11 protein-coding genes are annotated in these 18,281 nt (G+C 44.4%); 6 read left to right on the plus strand and 5 right to left on the minus strand.

Translation table 11 applies throughout. The features are described from left to right. Positions 1 to 61: 61 nt before the first annotated feature. On the minus strand, positions 62 to 697 hold the full coding sequence (gene pdxH, locus AB6E52_RS02405) for a pyridoxamine 5'-phosphate oxidase (protein WP_017061203.1): 636 nt from the start codon (positions 695 to 697) through the stop codon (positions 62 to 64). Positions 698 to 864: 167 nt separating this feature from the next. On the opposite strand from pdxH, the gene AB6E52_RS02410 reads away from it, so the two are divergent. The 6 genes from AB6E52_RS02410 to AB6E52_RS02435 all read left to right on the plus strand — a co-directional run bounded on the left by AB6E52_RS02410 (position 865) and on the right by AB6E52_RS02435 (position 10,439). Continuing rightward, positions 865 to 2,787: an ATP-binding protein gene (locus tag AB6E52_RS02410; RefSeq protein WP_102320929.1), complete on the plus strand. Its 1,923-nt coding sequence runs from the start codon at positions 865 to 867 to the stop codon at positions 2,785 to 2,787. A gap of 84 nt (positions 2,788 to 2,871) precedes the next feature. Beyond that, positions 2,872 to 4,158 carry a sigma-54 dependent transcriptional regulator gene (locus AB6E52_RS02415; RefSeq protein ID WP_017061205.1) on the plus strand — a complete coding sequence of 429 codons (1,287 nt, stop codon included), beginning with the start codon at positions 2,872 to 2,874 and terminating at the stop codon, positions 4,156 to 4,158. A 112-nt stretch (positions 4,159 to 4,270) separates the two neighbouring features. Beyond that, the gene (locus AB6E52_RS02420; RefSeq protein WP_017061206.1) at positions 4,271 to 5,662 is read left to right on the plus strand and encodes an HlyD family type I secretion periplasmic adaptor subunit; all 1,392 of its coding nucleotides are present in this window, start codon (positions 4,271 to 4,273) and stop codon (positions 5,660 to 5,662) included. Between the two features lie 59 nt (positions 5,663 to 5,721). Next, positions 5,722 to 6,390, plus strand: coding sequence for a transglutaminase-like cysteine peptidase (locus tag AB6E52_RS02425; protein WP_019823329.1), 669 nt, complete (start codon positions 5,722 to 5,724; stop codon positions 6,388 to 6,390). Between the two features lie 5 nt (positions 6,391 to 6,395). Beyond that, positions 6,396 to 8,306, plus strand: coding sequence for a LapD/MoxY N-terminal periplasmic domain-containing protein (locus AB6E52_RS02430; RefSeq protein ID WP_102320930.1), 1,911 nt, complete (start codon positions 6,396 to 6,398; stop codon positions 8,304 to 8,306). Between the two features lie 18 nt (positions 8,307 to 8,324). Continuing rightward, positions 8,325 to 10,439, plus strand: a complete 2,115-nt coding sequence (locus AB6E52_RS02435) for a type I secretion system permease/ATPase (RefSeq protein WP_017061209.1) — start codon at positions 8,325 to 8,327, stop codon at positions 10,437 to 10,439. A 118-nt stretch (positions 10,440 to 10,557) separates the two neighbouring features. On the opposite strand, the gene AB6E52_RS02440 is transcribed toward AB6E52_RS02435, so the two are convergent. The 4 genes from AB6E52_RS02440 to AB6E52_RS02455 form a co-directional block, all read right to left on the minus strand. After that, positions 10,558 to 12,228 carry a DUF342 domain-containing protein gene (locus AB6E52_RS02440; RefSeq protein ID WP_102320931.1) on the minus strand — a complete coding sequence of 557 codons (1,671 nt, stop codon included), beginning with the start codon at positions 12,226 to 12,228 and terminating at the stop codon, positions 10,558 to 10,560. Positions 12,229 to 12,647: 419 nt separating this feature from the next. Continuing rightward, a complete protein-coding gene (locus tag AB6E52_RS02445) occupies positions 12,648 to 14,741 on the minus strand; it encodes a GNAT family N-acetyltransferase (RefSeq protein ID WP_102320932.1) in 2,094 nt (697 codons plus the stop codon). 103 nt (positions 14,742 to 14,844) lie between these two features. After that, on the minus strand, positions 14,845 to 15,819 hold the full coding sequence (locus AB6E52_RS02450) for a ParB/RepB/Spo0J family partition protein (RefSeq protein ID WP_017061212.1): 975 nt from the start codon (positions 15,817 to 15,819) through the stop codon (positions 14,845 to 14,847). 5 nt (positions 15,820 to 15,824) lie between these two features. After that, the gene (locus tag AB6E52_RS02455; RefSeq protein ID WP_017061213.1) at positions 15,825 to 17,042 is read right to left on the minus strand and encodes a ParA family protein; all 1,218 of its coding nucleotides are present in this window, start codon (positions 17,040 to 17,042) and stop codon (positions 15,825 to 15,827) included. Between the last annotated feature and the right edge of the window lie 1,239 nt (positions 17,043 to 18,281).

Below are 18,281 nucleotides of genomic sequence, written 5' to 3' on the forward strand. Positions count from 1 at the left end.
ATTTGATCAGTCTAATCAACGGCATTTTTGGATCTGTTAAGCAGCTAAGCGATCAAGCAGCCTAAGGCGCTAGGCGATCAATATCCCAACTGTTGTCTTGGCGTGAGAACAAGAAACGGTCGTGCAAGCGGTGTTCACCACCCTGCCAGAACTCAATACTATCCACACGAACTCGGAAGCCACCCCAGAAAGAAGGCACAGGAATCTCGCCTTTGGCAAACTTCTGTTTAAGCTCTAGATACTTACCTTCTAAAATCCCACGCGCTGAAATGCGGCTACTCTGCTTACTTGCAATCGCGGCCAATTGGCTCTCTTTTGGGCGTGACGAGAAGTACTTCATATTTTCCATAGCCGTCAGCTTTTCAGCCGTGCCCGTAATATGAACTTGTCGCTCAAGTGGATGCCAAGGAAAGTGCAAACTGATTTTGCTGTTGTGCTCAAGCTGGTGCGCTTTACGGCTACCTAGGTTGGTGTAAAAAACGAAACCGTCTTTATCCACATTCTTCAGCAGAACAATGCGTTGGAATGGCTGACCATTTTCATCAACCGTAGCAACTGTCATGGCAGTAGGGTCCGTCAACTTCGCTTCAATGGCTTGCTCTAGCCATAAATTGAATTGCTCAATCGGGTCTGCGGCCAAGTCTTTACGTCTCAATCCACCCTTAGCGTATTCGCGACGAATATCTGTCAGTTCCATTTGCTTGCTCCTTTAAATTTTTTTGTGATTTTGCGCCGTAATCCTTTGAAAAACAAGTCTAAGCCATGGTTTTGTCTCACAGAAGGTGCTCTGTGTTAACAAGATCTCGGTACTCTCTCCATCATATTGATAATCTTTATACAAACCGATGACAAGCTGAGATCCGAGTGACCAAAATACTGCCTAACCTAATGACACCCTTTGTTTTATTCTCATTGTTATTGGGAGCTGCAGGGCTGACCGCAACCCACTTTATGGCAGTGCAATTCCAAGAAAAAATCGTCACTCAGCAACTCGATGAAGCAGCAAGTAAAGCCAATCTACAAATCGACTCTGAATTGGATAAATTCAAACAGATCCCGGATTTGCTCAGCCATGACCCGCGCTTGCTCTCTTATTTTGACTCAACACAACGAGCAGACAAGATTTCCGCTGCGCAGCTCAATCAATTGCTATTTGAATGGTCGAATCAAAGCCAAGCCGACACCATCTATATTCACGATCCGAACGGTACTGTGGTCGCTTCCAGTAATTACCAAAAGCCTCGCACTTTTGTGGGTGAGAACTTCTCGTTTCGTCCCTACTTTGCTTCTGCCATTCAAGGTAACAACACACAATATGTCGCGCTAGGCGCTCGTTCGAACGTACGCGGTTATTTTCTGTCTTCACCTCTGTATATCGACAAGGAAATTGTTGGCGTTATCACCGTAAAAGTGAGCTTAGAAAATCTCGAAAACATCCTAACCAGCGACGATTTTGAGATCGTAGTACTCGACTCTAACCAAGTGGTCTTTCTATCAAGCCAAGCTCCATGGCTTTACCATTCATTGTTGCCACTAACTCAGCAACAACAAACGGATATCGCACTTCAACGCCAATACGGTCAAAGCGAAATTTCGATCATCGAAGCCTTTCGCTCTTCAAGCTCTCAATCAGAAACTAGCAACGCCAATCAATCTAGCAACCTTCAATCCAATGAAATCCGAAAAGAGCTCACCGCCAACCAGTTATTCAAGCTTGGTGCATTTAATCTTTACCCCGCTACCATCAGCAACAATCAGTACCAAGTTGTTGCCCTAAAAGAGACCAGAGCTGAACTTATTAAAATCTTGCAGATCGATGTCATCTTCGTGGTGATTTACAGCTTGGTGATGCTCATCGCTTGGTCGTGGCGCCAGACTTATCTCGCGAAAGTGGCGTTGACCCGACTCAACCAAAACCTAGAACAAACCGTAGATAAACGTACCCACTACTTGAAGCAATCCAATCAACAGCTGCAACAAACCCTTTTTCAATACCAAGAGTCGCAATCCAAGTTGAAACAGACAGAGCAAGAGCTGACACAAACCGCGAAATTAGCGGTACTCGGTGAGCTGTCAGCCAGCATTAACCACGAAATCAACCAACCGCTTGCAGCACTGCGAACCTACAGTGAAAACAGCTTAAAGCTACTGGAAATGGAACGAACCGATTTAGTGAAAAGCAATCTTGAGAAAATGATTGTCCTCAACAACACCATTACCGACATCATCGCGCGACTCAAAGTCTTTACTCGCAAGGTCACCAAACAAGAACATCATGTGGCGAACCTGCATCAAGCGGTCAATAACGCCACTAGCATTCTCAGTGCGCTGATGATCAAGCAAGGCATTACGCTAAGGCTAAGCACGGTGCCAGATGACATCAATATTGCGATTCATCCAACCGAACTCGAACAAGTACTAGTGAACCTGATTCACAACGCGACTCAAGCGCTGCAACATCAAGTTCTTGAACAGAAAATCTTGCAGGAGCAACAAAACCTGGAAAGCGTTGACCAACAGGCTAGCCCACAGATAGGCATCGAATGGCAACTGCATCATGACTCTTGTCAGCTGATCATTTGGGATAACGGAATTGGCATGCCGAACGATAAGCTAGAACAACTGTTCGACCCGTTTTTTACCACCAAACCGGAAGGTTTAGGGCTAGGGCTTTCAATATCGAAACGGATTATTGAAGCGTATCACGGCACGATCAGTGCGAACCGGTTAGAGCCTTCAGGCATGGTATTCTCGCTAAACATCCCGTTATATAACGATAAGCGCTAACACGCCGTTGTTATTGTTAACGGAAAACGAATTTCACATTACTGCTAATCTCACCTACAGCTAAGGAATCGGCTTTTGCACTCTATGCCTAAACTCTATTTTGTCGACGATGAACCCGCCATTCGAGACTCGGTAGAACAAGCCATGCTCATTGAAGGCATCGATATCGTCTGCTTTCCCAATGCTATTGAGGCATTAAAGAAAATAGATACCACGCAAGCCGGAATTGTCATCACCGATATTCACATGCCAGTGATGGATGGCATTCAATTAACGCAAAAATTACTGAGCCAAAACCCTCATTTTCAGGTCATCGTACTTACCGGACATGGTGACGTGCAAACCGCGGTATCCGCAATGAAAGCCGGCGCTTACGATTTTCTGGAAAAGCCATTTGTGGTCGATGCCCTACTCACTGCCGTTAAAAAAGCCGCAGATAAACTCGCACTGGTTGAAGAGAACAACCTATTGCGCAAAGAGTTGGCAATGCAAAATCAGGTTGGCCCAAAACTGATTGGTCAATCTCCATCAATGCAGGCATTGCGCCGAGAATTGATCACCCTAGATACCAAAACTAACCCACTTCTATTGTTTGTTGGTGATTTAGGGACGGGGAAAAGGGTCACTGCACAATACACCCATGATTTACACAGTCATCAAACCGCGGAGCTTTGCCCTGTCGCGGCGTTTAATTTGCCACGCAGTGACGAAGCGACATTCCATCAGTTTGTTTTGCAACTGTTCTTAAAGCATCAAGGTGGAACACTCTATATCCATGAAACAGAAGCGTTAACTTCGCAGCAATGGCTATGGTTAGCCGCTCTAAAACCCACTCTACTTCATGAAAACTCATGCAAGACCAATGCAACTTGTATCATTATCGCAACTACAGTAGTTCCTACTACAATTACAGGTGAACTACGCCGGTTTAATTTACTACCCTTGGCGCAAAGAACGGAAGATATTGGCTCTTTATTCAAACACTTTGCTCGTGGTGCAGCCAGTCGCTATCAACTGCCGCCACCCGTCATTACAGAAAAAGAGATTCAGCGACTCATTGCAACGCATTGGACGGAGAACATTCGTCAGCTTCGCCAACATGCTGAACTCAGAGTGCTGACTCAAATTAAGCAGCCGTCGCTCGACAGCGATACTGATGAGCAAAATGAACTCGATATGAGCATTGAAGAGCAACAACAGTCGTTGAACCAACGCACCGATAGCTTTGAACAAATTATCTTGATTGAGGCGCTACATCGCCATCAAGGTCGTTTAAAAGAGGTACAACAAGAGCTGCAGGTGTCGCGAAAAACACTGTATGACAAACTAAGAAAGCACCAACTCGATAAAACAGATTTCAAGAACCGATAAGTCTTAAAAAATATATAAATTCAAAGATTTAAATGAGCAAAATCTTAACATTTATCAAAAGTAAGAATACACTCAATAGGCTTGCACTTTTATTTAGCGAACAAGGACTGTTATGAGTCAGAAAAATTTCAGCAAATTGAACGAGACCGAGCTTGAGTATGTCGATGATAAAACAGCGGCACTACTCCTCAATACGCCCACCAGTGCGCGAATTATGTTGTGGGTGATCGTTCTGTTTTTTATTGCTGCTATTGGGTGGTCTGCATGGGCAGAGATCGACAAAGTTACCGTTGGCCAAGGCAAAGTGATCCCCTCCTCTCAGATCCAAGTGGTACAAAACCTTGAAGGTGGCTTGGTTAAAGAAATCTTAGTTAAAGAAGGCCAACGCGTTCAAAAAGGTCAACAACTGCTGTTAATCGATGACACACGATTCCGTTCTGACTTCCGCGAACGTGAACAACAAGTCGCGAACTTGACCGCCAACGTGTTAATGCTTTCCGCTTCCCTGACCAGTGTTGTCATCAATGAAGAATTCTCTGAAAAAGAATGGAAGAAAAGTGTCACTCTCGATTATGGCAAGCTTGCGTTCCCACCTAAATTCTATGAACTTCAACCTCAACTGGTTAATCGTCAAAAAGCAGAATACCGTCAAGATCTCAATAATCTGAGAAACCAGCTTTCCGTTTTTGATCAACAAGTTGAACAGAAACAGCAAGACCTAGTTGAGATTAAAGCGCGTGTTCGAAACCTAAAACAGAGCTACCAGTTTGCTCGCCAAGAACTGGATATCACCAAACCTCTCGCCGATGAAGGGGTGGTACCACGAATTGAATTACTTAAACTGCAAAGACAAGTGAACGACACTCGCCGAGAAATGACTTCGAGCGAGCTAAAAATTCCTCTTTTACGCTCAGCAATCAAAGAATCCATGCTCAGCCGTATTGACGCCGCACTGAACTTCCGCTCCGAACAACAAGAAAAACTCAATCAAGCCCAAGACAAGCTCTCTGCAATGACCGAATCTGCCGTTGGCCTAGAAGACAGAGTAAACCGTACCGTGGTGGTTTCTCCTGTGACAGGCACCGTTAAAACATTGGGTATTAATACTGTCGGCGGGGTTATCCAACCGGGTATGGACATCGTTGAGATTGTACCAACAGAAGACTCTCTATTGGTTGAAGCGAAAATCGCCCCGCAAGATATCGCGTTCCTACGCCCAGAATTGACTGCCATCGTTAAATTCAGTGCTTATGACTTCACTAAGTACGGTGGTCTAGAAGGCGTGTTAGAGCACATCAGTGCCGATACCACTCAAGATGAAGAAGGCAATAGCTTCTATATCGTGCGCGTGCGCACCGAAAAACACAATTTTGGACAGAACGAAGAGTTGCCAATCATTCCAGGTATGACCGCCTCTGTCGATATCATCACGGGTAAAAGAACCGTGCTTGAGTACATGTTGAAGCCACTATTAAGCGCTCAAAACAATGCACTAAAAGAGTAATGACGTTTGATGTTTGATAACGCCTTTCAATACACAGCAAATAGACAAGAGCAGAGGCTATGAAGTCTCGGATTTCGCTATTGCTGCTGGTCCTCACCTCTTTCACCTCTGTGGCGCTCAACAAGAGCGACCAACGGTGGATAGATGCAGTGACCAAAACCTACGGCGATAGAGCCGGAAAGCGAGTGGCAACATGGCGCTCAAATATGACGTCATACGACGGATTAAGTGAAAAAGAGAAGCTCAGGTCGGTGAACCAGTTCTTCAACCAGATGTACTTTGTCGATGACAACATACTGTGGGGAAAGAATGATTACTGGGCAACACCACTGGAATTTTTAGGCAGCAACGCCGGTGATTGTGAAGACTTCACAATCGCAAAATACTTCTCTTTGCTTGAACTGGGCGTCCCAGATAAGAAATTACGATTAGTGTACGTAAAAGCACTGGAACTAAACCAGTTCCACATGGTGTTGGCTTACTACTCAACACCGAGTGCAGAGCCATTAATTTTGGACAACTTAAACCCTGAAATTAAACGCGGTTCCAAACGCCCAGATCTACGACCAATTTACAGTTTTAACGGTAAAAACCTTTGGTTGATCAAGTCGGCAGCAGGCAGCGGCAAATTGGCAGGGAAATCTTCAAGATTGAGCTTATGGAACGACTTACGTTCACGTGAGCGCTCTCTAAAATTAAACAAACCCATTATCAATTACGATGAGTAGGTACAATGACTTTATATAAACAGCTTGTGGTCGGGATGGTTGCAGTGTTCATACTGCTGATGACGTCAGTTTTTATGATCGAATTCAATACCACCCGTGGATACTTAGAGGAGCAGCAACGCTCTGAGGTAAGTAATACCATTAATACTGTTGGACTGGCTCTCGCCCCTTACCTAGAAGAAAAGGACAAGGTGGCAGTGGAGTCTGTTATCAACGCCCTGTTTGATGGCAGTTCTTACTCAGTCGTTCGATTGATCTTTCTCGATAGCGGTGAAGACATTCTCCGCTCATACCCTGTAAAGCCAACTGGCGTACCAGAGTGGTTTACCAACCTAAACCTGTTCGAGCCTGTTCATGACCGCCGCGTGATCACCAGTGGCTGGATGCAATTGGCCGAGGTCGAGATAGTAAGTCACCCAGGCCCTGCCTACGATCAACTTTGGCAAGCATTCATCCGCTTACTGAGCATATTTGGCACGATCTTCTTGCTCGGTTTGGTGTCTATCTCTTGGATCCTTAAGCGCGCTTTACGCCCGCTCTCGTTGATCATTACCAAGATGGATCAGATCGCCAAGAATCAGTTTGGCGAACCTCTGGCTCGTCCAAAGACAAAAGATCTCACCTTGGTTGTCGATGGTATCAACCACATGTCGACTCAAGTTGAACTGGCATTTAAAAACCAAGCGAAAGAAGCTCAGAAGTTACGTGAAAGAGCATATATCGACCCTGTATCTCAGCTAGGTAACCGTGCTTACTACATGTCTCAGTTAACTCAATGGTTAGAGGAGTCGAGCTTAGGTGGTTTAGCGGTACTTAAAGCGGAGTTTATCAGTGAAGAGTACGATGAAAAGGGCTATCAAGAAGGTGATGCCTTGGTTCATCAACTGGCTGAACAGCTGCAAGCTTCAATTTCATCTCCAGATATCACCATCGCTCGTATTTCTAGTGACGAGTTCGGTTTCATCATGCCAAACATTGATGAGAGCGAACTGAAACTTGTCGCGAGCAGCATCGTAAACTGTATCCAGAGCCTAGGTTCAGACCCAACAGGCACTGCGAATCCACATATTGCTCTTGGTGTGACCTACAGCAACAAGCGTAAAACCAGTACTGAAATCATGTCGCTGGTGGATAACGCACTCTCAAGTGCCAAGGCGAATCGAGAACTTGCTTACGGCTACGTAACCGCAGACGATCACGGCGCAGTGATGGGCAAACAACAATGGCGTATGTTGGTTGAAGAAGCGATCATCAACGACCTCATTACCTTCCGTTTGCAGGCTGCAAACAATGCCTTTGGTAAAACGTATCACCAAGAGGTGTTCTCTGCGATTGAAAAAGATGGCGTGCGTTACGGTGCTAACCAGTATCTATACGCGCTAGAACAGCTTGAAATGAGCCACATTCTCGACCAATACGTTATTGAGAAGATGGTTGAAAAGCTCAATGCAAAAGAAGTAACCAGCCCTGTCGCTATTAACATTTCACCAAGCAGCATTTCTCAACCAAGCTTCATCCGTTGGATCGGTAAGACGCTTGAACAGAATGCTTCAATCGCTCACCTGTTGCACTTTGAGATTCCAGAAAACTGCTTCATCAACGTTCCGCACTACACGGCACTATTATGTAACACCATTCGCAACGCTGAAGCGGTGTTTGGTGTCGATAACTACGGACGTAACTTCCAATCACTGGATTACATCAACGAATACCGTCCAAGTTATGTGAAACTAGATTACCTGTTCACACATAACCTTGATGACGAAAAACAGAAGTTCACCTTAACGTCGATCTCTAGAACCGCTCACAACCTAGGCGTCACCACCATCGCGTCTCGAATAGAAACTCAGACTCAGCTAGATATCCTGTCTGATAACTACGTAGAAGTGTTCCAAGGCTTCATTGTTGATAAATAGTTGTAAGGGTTATATCACATGCAAGATCCACTATTGAACTCACTGATCTACGTTAGCCGGTATTACGGGTTAGCTAACTCGCCCGAAGCGTTGATCAATGGGCTACCACTATCTGATGGAAAGCTAACCCCTTTCCTATTCCCTCGTTCTGCTGAACGAGCAGGATTAGTGGCAAAAGAAAACCGTTCCGACTTAGAAAAGATCCCTCACCTGATTCTGCCTGCAGTTTTATTGCTTAAACAAGGTGAGGCGTGCGTTCTCAACAGTATCGATTTAGAGAAGCAAGAAGCGGAAATCATTACAGCGGAAAGCGGAATGGTGCCAATCATCATTCCCGTCGAAGAGCTGAAAGAACAATTCATCGGTCGCTACTTCTTGGTCAAGAAACAGTTCCGTTATGATGAACGTTCACCAGAGGTTCTAAAAACACGCAAAGGGCATTGGTTTTGGAGTACGATTTGGGAATCGAAAAACATCTACCGAGATGTGTTGATTGCCTCCATTCTGATCAACATCTTCGCGATAGCCGCGCCCATGTTTACACGCTTGGTGTACGACAAAGTCGTACCTAACCTCGCCTTTGAAACTTTGTGGGTGCTAGCGAGTGGTATCTTTGTCGTGTTCCTATTCGATTTGCTGCTCAAATTGATGCGAAGCTACTTCATTGACGTTGCTGGTAAGAAATCCGATATTCTCATTTCCTCCAAGCTGTTCAGTAAAGTACTGGGGATACGTATGGAAGCGAAACCTGCTTCTGTCGGTGCTTTCGCTAAAAACTTGCAAGAGTTCGAATCCATTCGTGAATTCTTTACCTCTGCAACCATTGGCTCGCTCATCGACCTCCCCTTCGCACTGATGTTCTTAGCGCTAATTTGGCTAATGGCTGGAAACCTTGTATTCGTTCCCGTTGCTGGCGTGGTCATTTTGATCGTCTATGCATTGCTAATCCAAGGCCCACTGCGCCGCACCATTGAAGAAGGATCTCGTCTTGCCTCGCAGAAGTATGCAAACTTGATTGAAAGTTTGGCGGGTCTAGAAACCGTTAAGCTATTCAGCGCGCAAAGCCAATTCCAATTCCGTTGGGAAGAAGCCGTGGCTCACATGGCGAATTGGAATATCAAAAGCCGACGCATCACAGACAGCATCCAAAACACCGCCGGTTTTGTTCAGCAGAGTACTAACGTAGGTATGATCATCTTTGGTGTGTACCTGATTGCGGAAGGTGAGCTTACGATGGGTGGCTTGATCGCTGCGACCATGCTGAGTGGCCGAGCGATTGGTCCTCTTGTTCAGTTATCTTTGCTTTCGACTCGTTACAACCAAGCGAAGTCATCAATGACTCTGATTGAGCAAGTGATGTCGATGCCTGATGAACAAGAAGAAGGTAAACGCTACATTCACCGTCCGATTATTCAGGGCCATATCGCGCTAGATAAAGTGACGTTTCACTACCCAGATTCACCCGTTGCTTCAATTAGAGACTTAACCCTCAATATTAGTCCAGGCGAGAAAGTGGCGATCATTGGTCGTATTGGTTCAGGTAAAACCACACTAGAACGTCTGATTATGGGCCTGTACAAGCCAACAGAAGGCCATGTACGCATTGATGACACCGATATGGAACAACTGCATCATGTCGACGTACGACGCAATATAGGCTGTGTGCCGCAAGACAGTAACTTGTTCTACGGTTCGGTAAGAGACAACATTACTTTAGGCCGCCCTTTGGTGGATGACCGTGACGTGATGGATGCAGCAAACCGTGCAGGGGTAACCGCGTTTACTCAACAAGATCCTGCAGGTTTGGAACGCCAAGTGGGTGAAGGTGGTGCTTTGCTGTCTGGTGGTCAACGTCAGTCAATTGCCATTGCTAGAGCCTTCCTTGGCCGTCCGCCAGTGTTGTTGATGGATGAGCCGACCAGTGCTATGGATAACCGTTCAGAGATGCACATCAAACACCAACTTAACCAATTGCTACCAAGCGAGACGTTAATTCTGATTACACACAAAACGTCGATGTTGGACATTGTCGATCGAGTGATCGTAATGGAGAAAGGCTGCATCATTGCAGATGGTCCTAAAGCACAGGTTCTTTCAGACCTTAAACAAGGCCGAGTGAGAGCCGTTAGTTAGAGCGCTCAAGCCACCTAAATAATTATCAGTAGAAACCAAAAGGGGGAGCATCAGCTCCCCTTTTTTATTTGTCAGTATCGGCACCTTAACCATACATCACTTATGTTCAACACAAAGCCTACAAAGCAATATCCTCTTGCTCCATCTTAAACGAACATTGGATCTCGTATTGGTTGAATGAGAAAACACTTCCGCCGTGGGTCCGCTTGGTTGTGACTGTCTCATCACCAAATTGAATCGTCACTCGGGTATACACTTTTTCGTGTACCTCTACAGTGCATTCAGCAAGGTTGGTTGCAAACTCCGCTTCGAGTGTATCTAGCTGCGACTTTGTGTTTTCTATTGCGAGGTTATTCTTCTCACGTTGCTGCTCTATTTCTAGGGCTTGCTCTTCGCTTCTCTCTGCTTTCGGGCGCTTCTTAAATTCTAACTCTTGGCGAATCACACCCATGGTTTGCTCTTGAGTGTGTTTATAAGTTTCCTTCAGCTCGGCTATCTTTTGGCGGTAACCATCGTAGCGCGCAAAACCATGTACCTTAGTTGCGGTGTCTCCCTCAACACCTAAGAAGACACATTCTACTTTTCCCCCAACTTTGGCTTCACCACCGCTTAGCGTGCCGTGTTTTTTCAAACTGTCCATCACGATAAGGTTGTTACCACAGCGAATGTCATTACTCATACTGTGTACACCAAGTCGAAGGTCGTTGGCCGTTTGTAGCTCAGCATTCTGTGCGTAGCTTGCTGTGATAGAGCCTTTACTGAATACCTTACAACTTTTTGGCTCACCCTCTTTGGTCGTGTGGCCGATAATGCCTTTCGCGACTTTGATATCCCCCTGAGCTTGCACTTCGGCCGATTCGATAAAGCCACCAACCGTAACACTTCCGGTCGCCTTGACGATCATCCCCGGCTCGATGTTGCCAGAGACGAAGACATTACCTTTAAATTTAACATGCCCAGTTGAGACATCGACGTTGCTGACACATAAGGCGTCATCCACTTCGATGGTTCGATCTTTAATGATGGGCAATCCAGGGTGTGAGGCGAGTAGTAAATTGGGATCTTCAGGGGAGATGTAGGTGCCCTTTCCTGGCTTGATTAAACTGTCTTGCCCAGGAAGCGGTGGGATAATTCGGCCTTGAACGGTAAAGCCAGCGATACCTTTGGTAGCGGGGGTACGTTTCATTAAGTGATCATTTTGACCAACGGTAATGGTTTGTCCCAAGTCTCGCATATCAATCTTGCCTTCGTCTTTGCTACGAGGCTTCAAGACTTGGCGAGTAATATCTTCAACCAAAGCGGCAAACTTAGCATCCTTACCTTTTACTGGTTGTGTCCCTTTAGCGACGGGCTGAGTAAACTTTTCGCCGGGCTTAAGTTTGCTACTCATCATCAGAACTTTTCTGAGCGCTAACTTATTTATTCCTTTTGTTATTTGAGCTTGAGATAAGCACTGAATGATGTCGCTACCACGCAGTGGGTGTCCATTGTAGGGACCAGTGACCACGAGGTTCGCCAACATCTCATCATCAGACAGTTCGACCGCAACAGTGGCATTTCGAACTTCGGCAATCAAGATTCCTTCATAAGCTTCACCCTTACCTTCTTTAGCAAGAGTAACGAAACGCAACACCTCTTCTTCGAAAAGAAAATAGTTTGATGCATTCAAAGCTTCCAAGGTTGGTGGCAGCGTCTTGTTATCAAAGCTTGCGTCAACCACAGTCCCGGTTGGCAGACATGCCATTACTTGTTGCTTGTCTTCCGACAATGTAACGATGTTATCCCACATTCGAATTGAGTATCCCTAATGACTCAGTTGTTATTCAGTCTATATAATTCATTCTGCGCTGAGTATCACATTATTAGAATAATCAGCGTCACATCACTTACTTTCGATTCTGCAAACATGACTCATAAATAAGACTTACACATTTTATGATCTGCTTCGCCTTTACAAATACATAGGAATATTTTTTCAGAATATTTCGTGCGATTGAATGTTGATTCGATGTAAGGCTAGATAGTAAAGGCGAATAGCTTTAGAAGATTAAAGGCTGTACTGGAGAGATAAAACAGAAATGATGTAACAGATAATCAGGGTAAAAACGGGTTTCAATATGGAGCTTCAGTTTACAGTGTAAATCCAATATTCTAATTTACACTGTAAATCTAATTTGTTGCGGTCAGTCTATTTAAATGATGGCTAGCCTATTTACACTGTAAATTTGCTAACAGAGCATCGACATCTTTACGAAACTGAATCTCTGCTTGTTTACGACCAACAAGATTAAACTGTTCAACACAAGTCCCCCACTCTTTCTGCTGAACAACCTTTGCGATGAGTAAGTCAGAAATACCTATGTTTCGATCGTTACTGAGTAGAATCAAGTTCAGTACGCTGAAGCTGATCGCATCATAACTGTTGCCACCGTTCACGTAATTTCTAACTAACTGAGTTTCAAACTCGCTAACAGTGTGAACACTCTTTGGCAGCAGCGCTCGTACCATATCGGTTTCAAGTGAAACCAAAGAACCTGAAACAAGAAAACAGTAGCTACGCTCGAAGTGATTTTGAACTTGGCTTATCCAGCCTTGAGAGTTTGAGTTAAGCGCCTTAACCATCAGAACCGAGTGACAGCCACTGGCCTGATCTCGCTGGTGGCCGATGTGCACAGCTTCAAATTCACTACCACGCCAAAAAGAAATCAATTCGCTGGTCGCGCCAAAACTTGTCGCGAGATAATCTGCTTGGCTGGTTTGCTGTGATAACTGAGCCAACATCCAACGGCCAATACCCAAACCTTGATGACGCGCTGAAACAGCAATGCGCATCACTCGAAGGCAACGACTGGTCGCCGCATGAGTACAGCCAAGTTGGTTTGCCAGTAATACTGGAGCAAGGTGACCTTGAGGCCTGCGTTTTCCAAGTTGAATTTGAGTAATCAACTCGCTGTCCAAACCACCCTCTTCCGTCACCAACATACAACCTAAACATTCACCTTGCTGCCAAGCGGCGTATAAACGGATTGCTGGATTGTTGAGAAACTGCATTAAGTCATTAGGCGAGGTCTGATAGTGCGCATCCACAAGAAGAGAAAAACATTGTTGTAGCTGCTCAGGATTAGCCAAGCATTCTGCTTTTGATAACTCGACTAAGTTTAATTTTTTGATTGCGTCAGCAGAAAAGCCATCGAGTTCATCAACCGCCGATTCAGTGACTGATGCGTCATTACCAAGTAGAAAGCAATCAAACAACCAAGCTTCTAGCGGATCGTTGCTATTCCAACGAATCGGTTGTTCGAGCTTAAAGCCTTTCCACCCCGGACGATGCTCAGAAAGCCAAGACTCAAACTTAATACCGAACCCTCGTCCACTGCCTTCGTAACCGTGTACCGTGGTCGAAAAAACCATACGGTGATAGATGTCGACCATGGATTTAAGCATCGGAATTGGAATTGTAGCCGCTTCGTCAACAAATAGAAGGTCACAATCGGGCTTGGATTTAAGTAATTTATCTGGCGCGACGAATCTCAAACTTCCCCCTTGATGGCGAATGTGAGTAGCGTTGACCACTTCGCAAGATTCTAACCCTTGGCCAGCATGAGAAAATACCGGCTCTACCGCTTTCACTGAAGGTGCAGTAACAATAATATTAAAACCGTGACGCTCAACTAACAGCTGCGCTGCGGCAATACCCAATGTCGAGCTTTTACCACGCCCTCTATCCGCAGTGAGAATCAAAGGACGTTTACGATGTCCAGACACCACTTTTTTGACTAATTCAACAGCCGTGTTTTGCTGTTCAAATTTATCCAATCCGTTTTGGGCGCTTTGCATCTGAGGAAGAGCGTGAGTTGCTTGAACTACATCGCCGGCTTCATTGTGTTGTGAAACAGAAATCAGTTTATCGAAATGACGTTTTAACCAACGTTGGCCAAAGCTTTCACTATCTTCAGAGGCATTAACTTTTGGCGGCAACACCAACAACAACCCACCACCAACTAACGAACCCAACGCGGCACTAAAACCATTCGCATCGAACTGCTCTCTAAAATCACAAACAAGAACTTGGCACTCACGACCAAGCAGTTGTTGGCCTTTTTTTACTGGAGCATGAATCACACCTTCAAATGGCGTACCGCCAACCTGGAAGATGCTCGGAGTGTTTGAATCTTGAAGGAAGGTAAAAACAGCAGAGTTTTGCCAATCAAAATCGCCATCAAAGACCACGCCGTAACGGTGATCGTTATGCTGAGCAATATTAGAAAGTGTATGTAGAAAAGTGTTGGTTGGGTTTGTCATAGTTAGCGTCCAGATTCATCTAAACACAGTTTATCACAGCCAAATAAAAAGCCGCATAAAGCCGCATAAAGCGGCTTTAGAGGAGTAATGAAAAGTCGTCGACTTAGTCGAGCTTCGATTGTACGAAGGCGAGGATTTCTTCCATTGTTGCGTCATCAACTTTCTTAAGGTTCAACGCCAAGTTTGAACCCTTGCGGCTGTATGATACGCGGCCCTTAATAAGCTCAACTTTTGGAGAAGCTTTCTTCGCTGGCGCTGGCGCCAATTCAAGAATCCAACCTTCCAAAGTTTCTGTCACGTCTTTGGTTAGACGAGTTACGCCTTGAGCTTCGCTACGCTGCCATACAAAACCTTCAGAAGCATCACACTTAGTCAGCAGTGTTTGCTGCTGTTCACTCGTCAATCCACCAAACTGCTTGTGCAGTTTAACAATGGTTGGACGACCAAGGTCGCTCACATTTGGGTAAGCTTGTAGCAATTCAAGTGGTAAAGCGGCTGCTTTCAATGCACCACTCACCAAAGCTTCACTGCACTGGAACATTTTCGCCAGTGCTTTCTGGTCTTCAGCTTCGCCTTTATCTAGCTTCGCTTGCATCTCTTTGCCCTTCTCATAAAGAGAAAGCGGTTTATGAGCGTTAGCTACGTCTGATAGGAATTTAGCGTGTTCGCCGTTAATGTTTTCAGCAACATAGATTAGGAACTCTTTGTCAGCCAAAATACATGACATACGACGACGGCTACCATCAAGAACTTCAATCTTACCGTCTTTGTTCTTACGACCAACCGCTGGGTATTGCTGACCACGTTCTTTCAATGTTGTAAGAACATCAGAAAGCGCGTGCTCGTTTAAGAAAGATTGCTCACGAGCGTTCTCTTCAAAAACAACCGTTCGAGTAGCCACTTCAGCCGCAGGAATTCGAACCAATTCAAATGAAACCAAATCTTCGCCAGCAACAGAAAGCTCAATCACTTGAGCCTGCTCTTTTGCCGCTGTTTGCGCTTCTTGTGGTGTTGCTACGCGACGTTTGTTTGCTTTACCAAATAGCTTTGCATTTAAGTCAGATGTTTTAATTGCCATTGTTGTTATCCCTGATTAAGTGAAGGCCAGTTGCTATGTAATACGCGCTCCAATTCTAGAGCACTTTTTTGTACTGCGTCTTGAGCAACAGCTAGAGTTTTCTTACCGCCCTCAAAGTCGCTTACCGTTAGATCGAAAACCGTGCTGTAAGTGTCAGCACAGGTTTCAAAAGCACGGCTTCTTGGAATGGTTGCCATCATTACTTGGTCATTCAACAGGTAGTTCATTTCAGTCAGAACTGACACCTGTTTCTTGTTGTCGTCTTCAAACATGGTTGGCATTAGACGAACAAATTCGAGCCCTTTCCAGTCATCCGGGAACATTTCGTAAACCGTTGGTAAGTGCTGGAAGAAGTTAACCGTTGAAGCCCAATCCAAACGCTTAGCTGCACATGGAATCAGAAGTGCGTTCGACGCGTACATTGCATTCCAAACTAGAGGGTCAACGTGCGGGCCGGTATCAATCATAATCACATCGAAGTCATCGGCGATTTTGTCGATAAGCTTCTCTTTTAACAGACGAACAATATCAAGTGACTGATCTTGTGAAAGGCTTTGCCACGCTTCAGCGTTAAACATCGCATCTTCTGGGAAAGCAGAAATTGTCTTCAGGTTTGGATACTGAGTTGGCAATAGTACGTTCTTACGAAGAAACTCTAGATCGACATCTTGGCCTTCAGGCACATTGTCCAACATGATATCGACGGCAGAATAGATGCTGTCGTGCTCTGCCCCACTAATTTGTGGATTTAGGAACAGACGCAAAGAGCCCTGTGGGTCCAAGTCAATCAGACAGATACGGTAGCGCTTATCCAAATTCAGAGACAAACAAGCGGCTAAGTGAACTGCTGTCATTGATTTACCCGTACCACCCTTCTGGTTTTGTACGTTGATAATCCATGGCTTATTGTCAGCGTGCTGCTTACGTTCATGGAACTTCGGCACTTCTGCCGCGTCCATCAACATGTGAGCTTCTGTCAATGAAATCGAGTAATGATTAGCGTTGTTCTTTGTGAACTGATGGCCATCAGCTTCAAGTTTAGTGATCGCTTCATCGAGCTTACGACGCGTTAAACCAGAACGAGTCTCCATCATAGCTTTAGACATTGGAGGGAAATGTTCATCACTTCGCTCTTCCAAAATAATCTCAATTCGGTCAGCCTGAACTTGTTGAGTTTGTTCGGCTAGCTGATAGAGCTTATCAATCGTTTGTTCTCTTTTCATTGCCAGTTTCCGTAATGATTAACTAAGTACAAATTGTACAGCGATTAACAACAAACACAACAAAAACATGAACATACATTTATGAGTAAAATCACATAAAATAGACCGCGTTTTTACAATTTGATGAAACATCGCCTTAGACAAACACAAAAATGACTGTTTCTATCATGTATAACCATGCTATTTCTAGTCTACATTTTAAATGTTACAGCATCACTTATTTACAATGTAAATGGAATTTCAACGAAAAACCTTCGGAACGATTGAAATACAACCGTAGATTACGGTTGGTGTGATTTGCATTCGAATTTATAGATTTTCAATCCAATAAAAATTAAAAAACACTCAATGACCAAAAAATTCAAAACAGAAGAGAAGATGGGGTGTCAAAAAACAACAGAGGATTGGAACCTAACCGGAAGAATGATCATGGAGCACATCCAGTGTAAGATAATTGATAACGCCAAATTATGAAGCATGATCAAGGCGTAAACTGAGCAATATTGATCCGAGCAACTGCACATTGAAAATGATCAACCTCCGGAAAAATGATCAAGTAAACATAGTTCCGGAAGCATGTAATTTATGAACTAAGTTACGGACAAATGCTTTTGGAATGGGGATTCAACGCCTATAAGGGCTCAATGATTGAAAATTCAATCGACACAGACCAAGAATACACAAACATGACAATTTCATGATCATGCTTCCTAGTTAAGACCCACCCGCTCTAAATACATCAAAGCAATCCATTTCCAGCGGATACAGACTAAATTTTGCACTCAATAGGGTAGGAACGATAAAAAAGTATGCTCTCTTGATCATTGTTCCGATAGATTGGCCACCACAAGTGGCCACTTAGACAAGTCAAAAGCGACTTAGAAACCGATGTTGAATTCCGATCTGTGGATAAGCTGTATAAGTATAATGATCATGCTTTCGAACCAATAATGATCATGCTTACAATGACTTAATGATCATAGTTCTGATGTTCTGTGATCATGCTTTCTTAAGTTTAATGATCATAGTTTCGGAACCTTTATGATCATGCTTTCCAAGGCGGTTTATTTTAATGCTTTAAATTCAGCCACTTATAAGCAAAGTCACGTCCAGATCATTAGATCACTTAATCATTTAAGATCATATTAATCAAAAAGATCAGTTATTTAAAAGCCAATAAATTCTCTTTATTTATGATCATTCTTTCTTTATCATTCAGGAACTATAGTGAAATTACGG

Origin of the sequence: Vibrio sp. 10N.247.311.13 (genome assembly GCF_041467595.1) — a bacterium.
Taxonomy (GTDB): domain Bacteria; phylum Pseudomonadota; class Gammaproteobacteria; order Enterobacterales; family Vibrionaceae; genus Vibrio; species Vibrio crassostreae_C.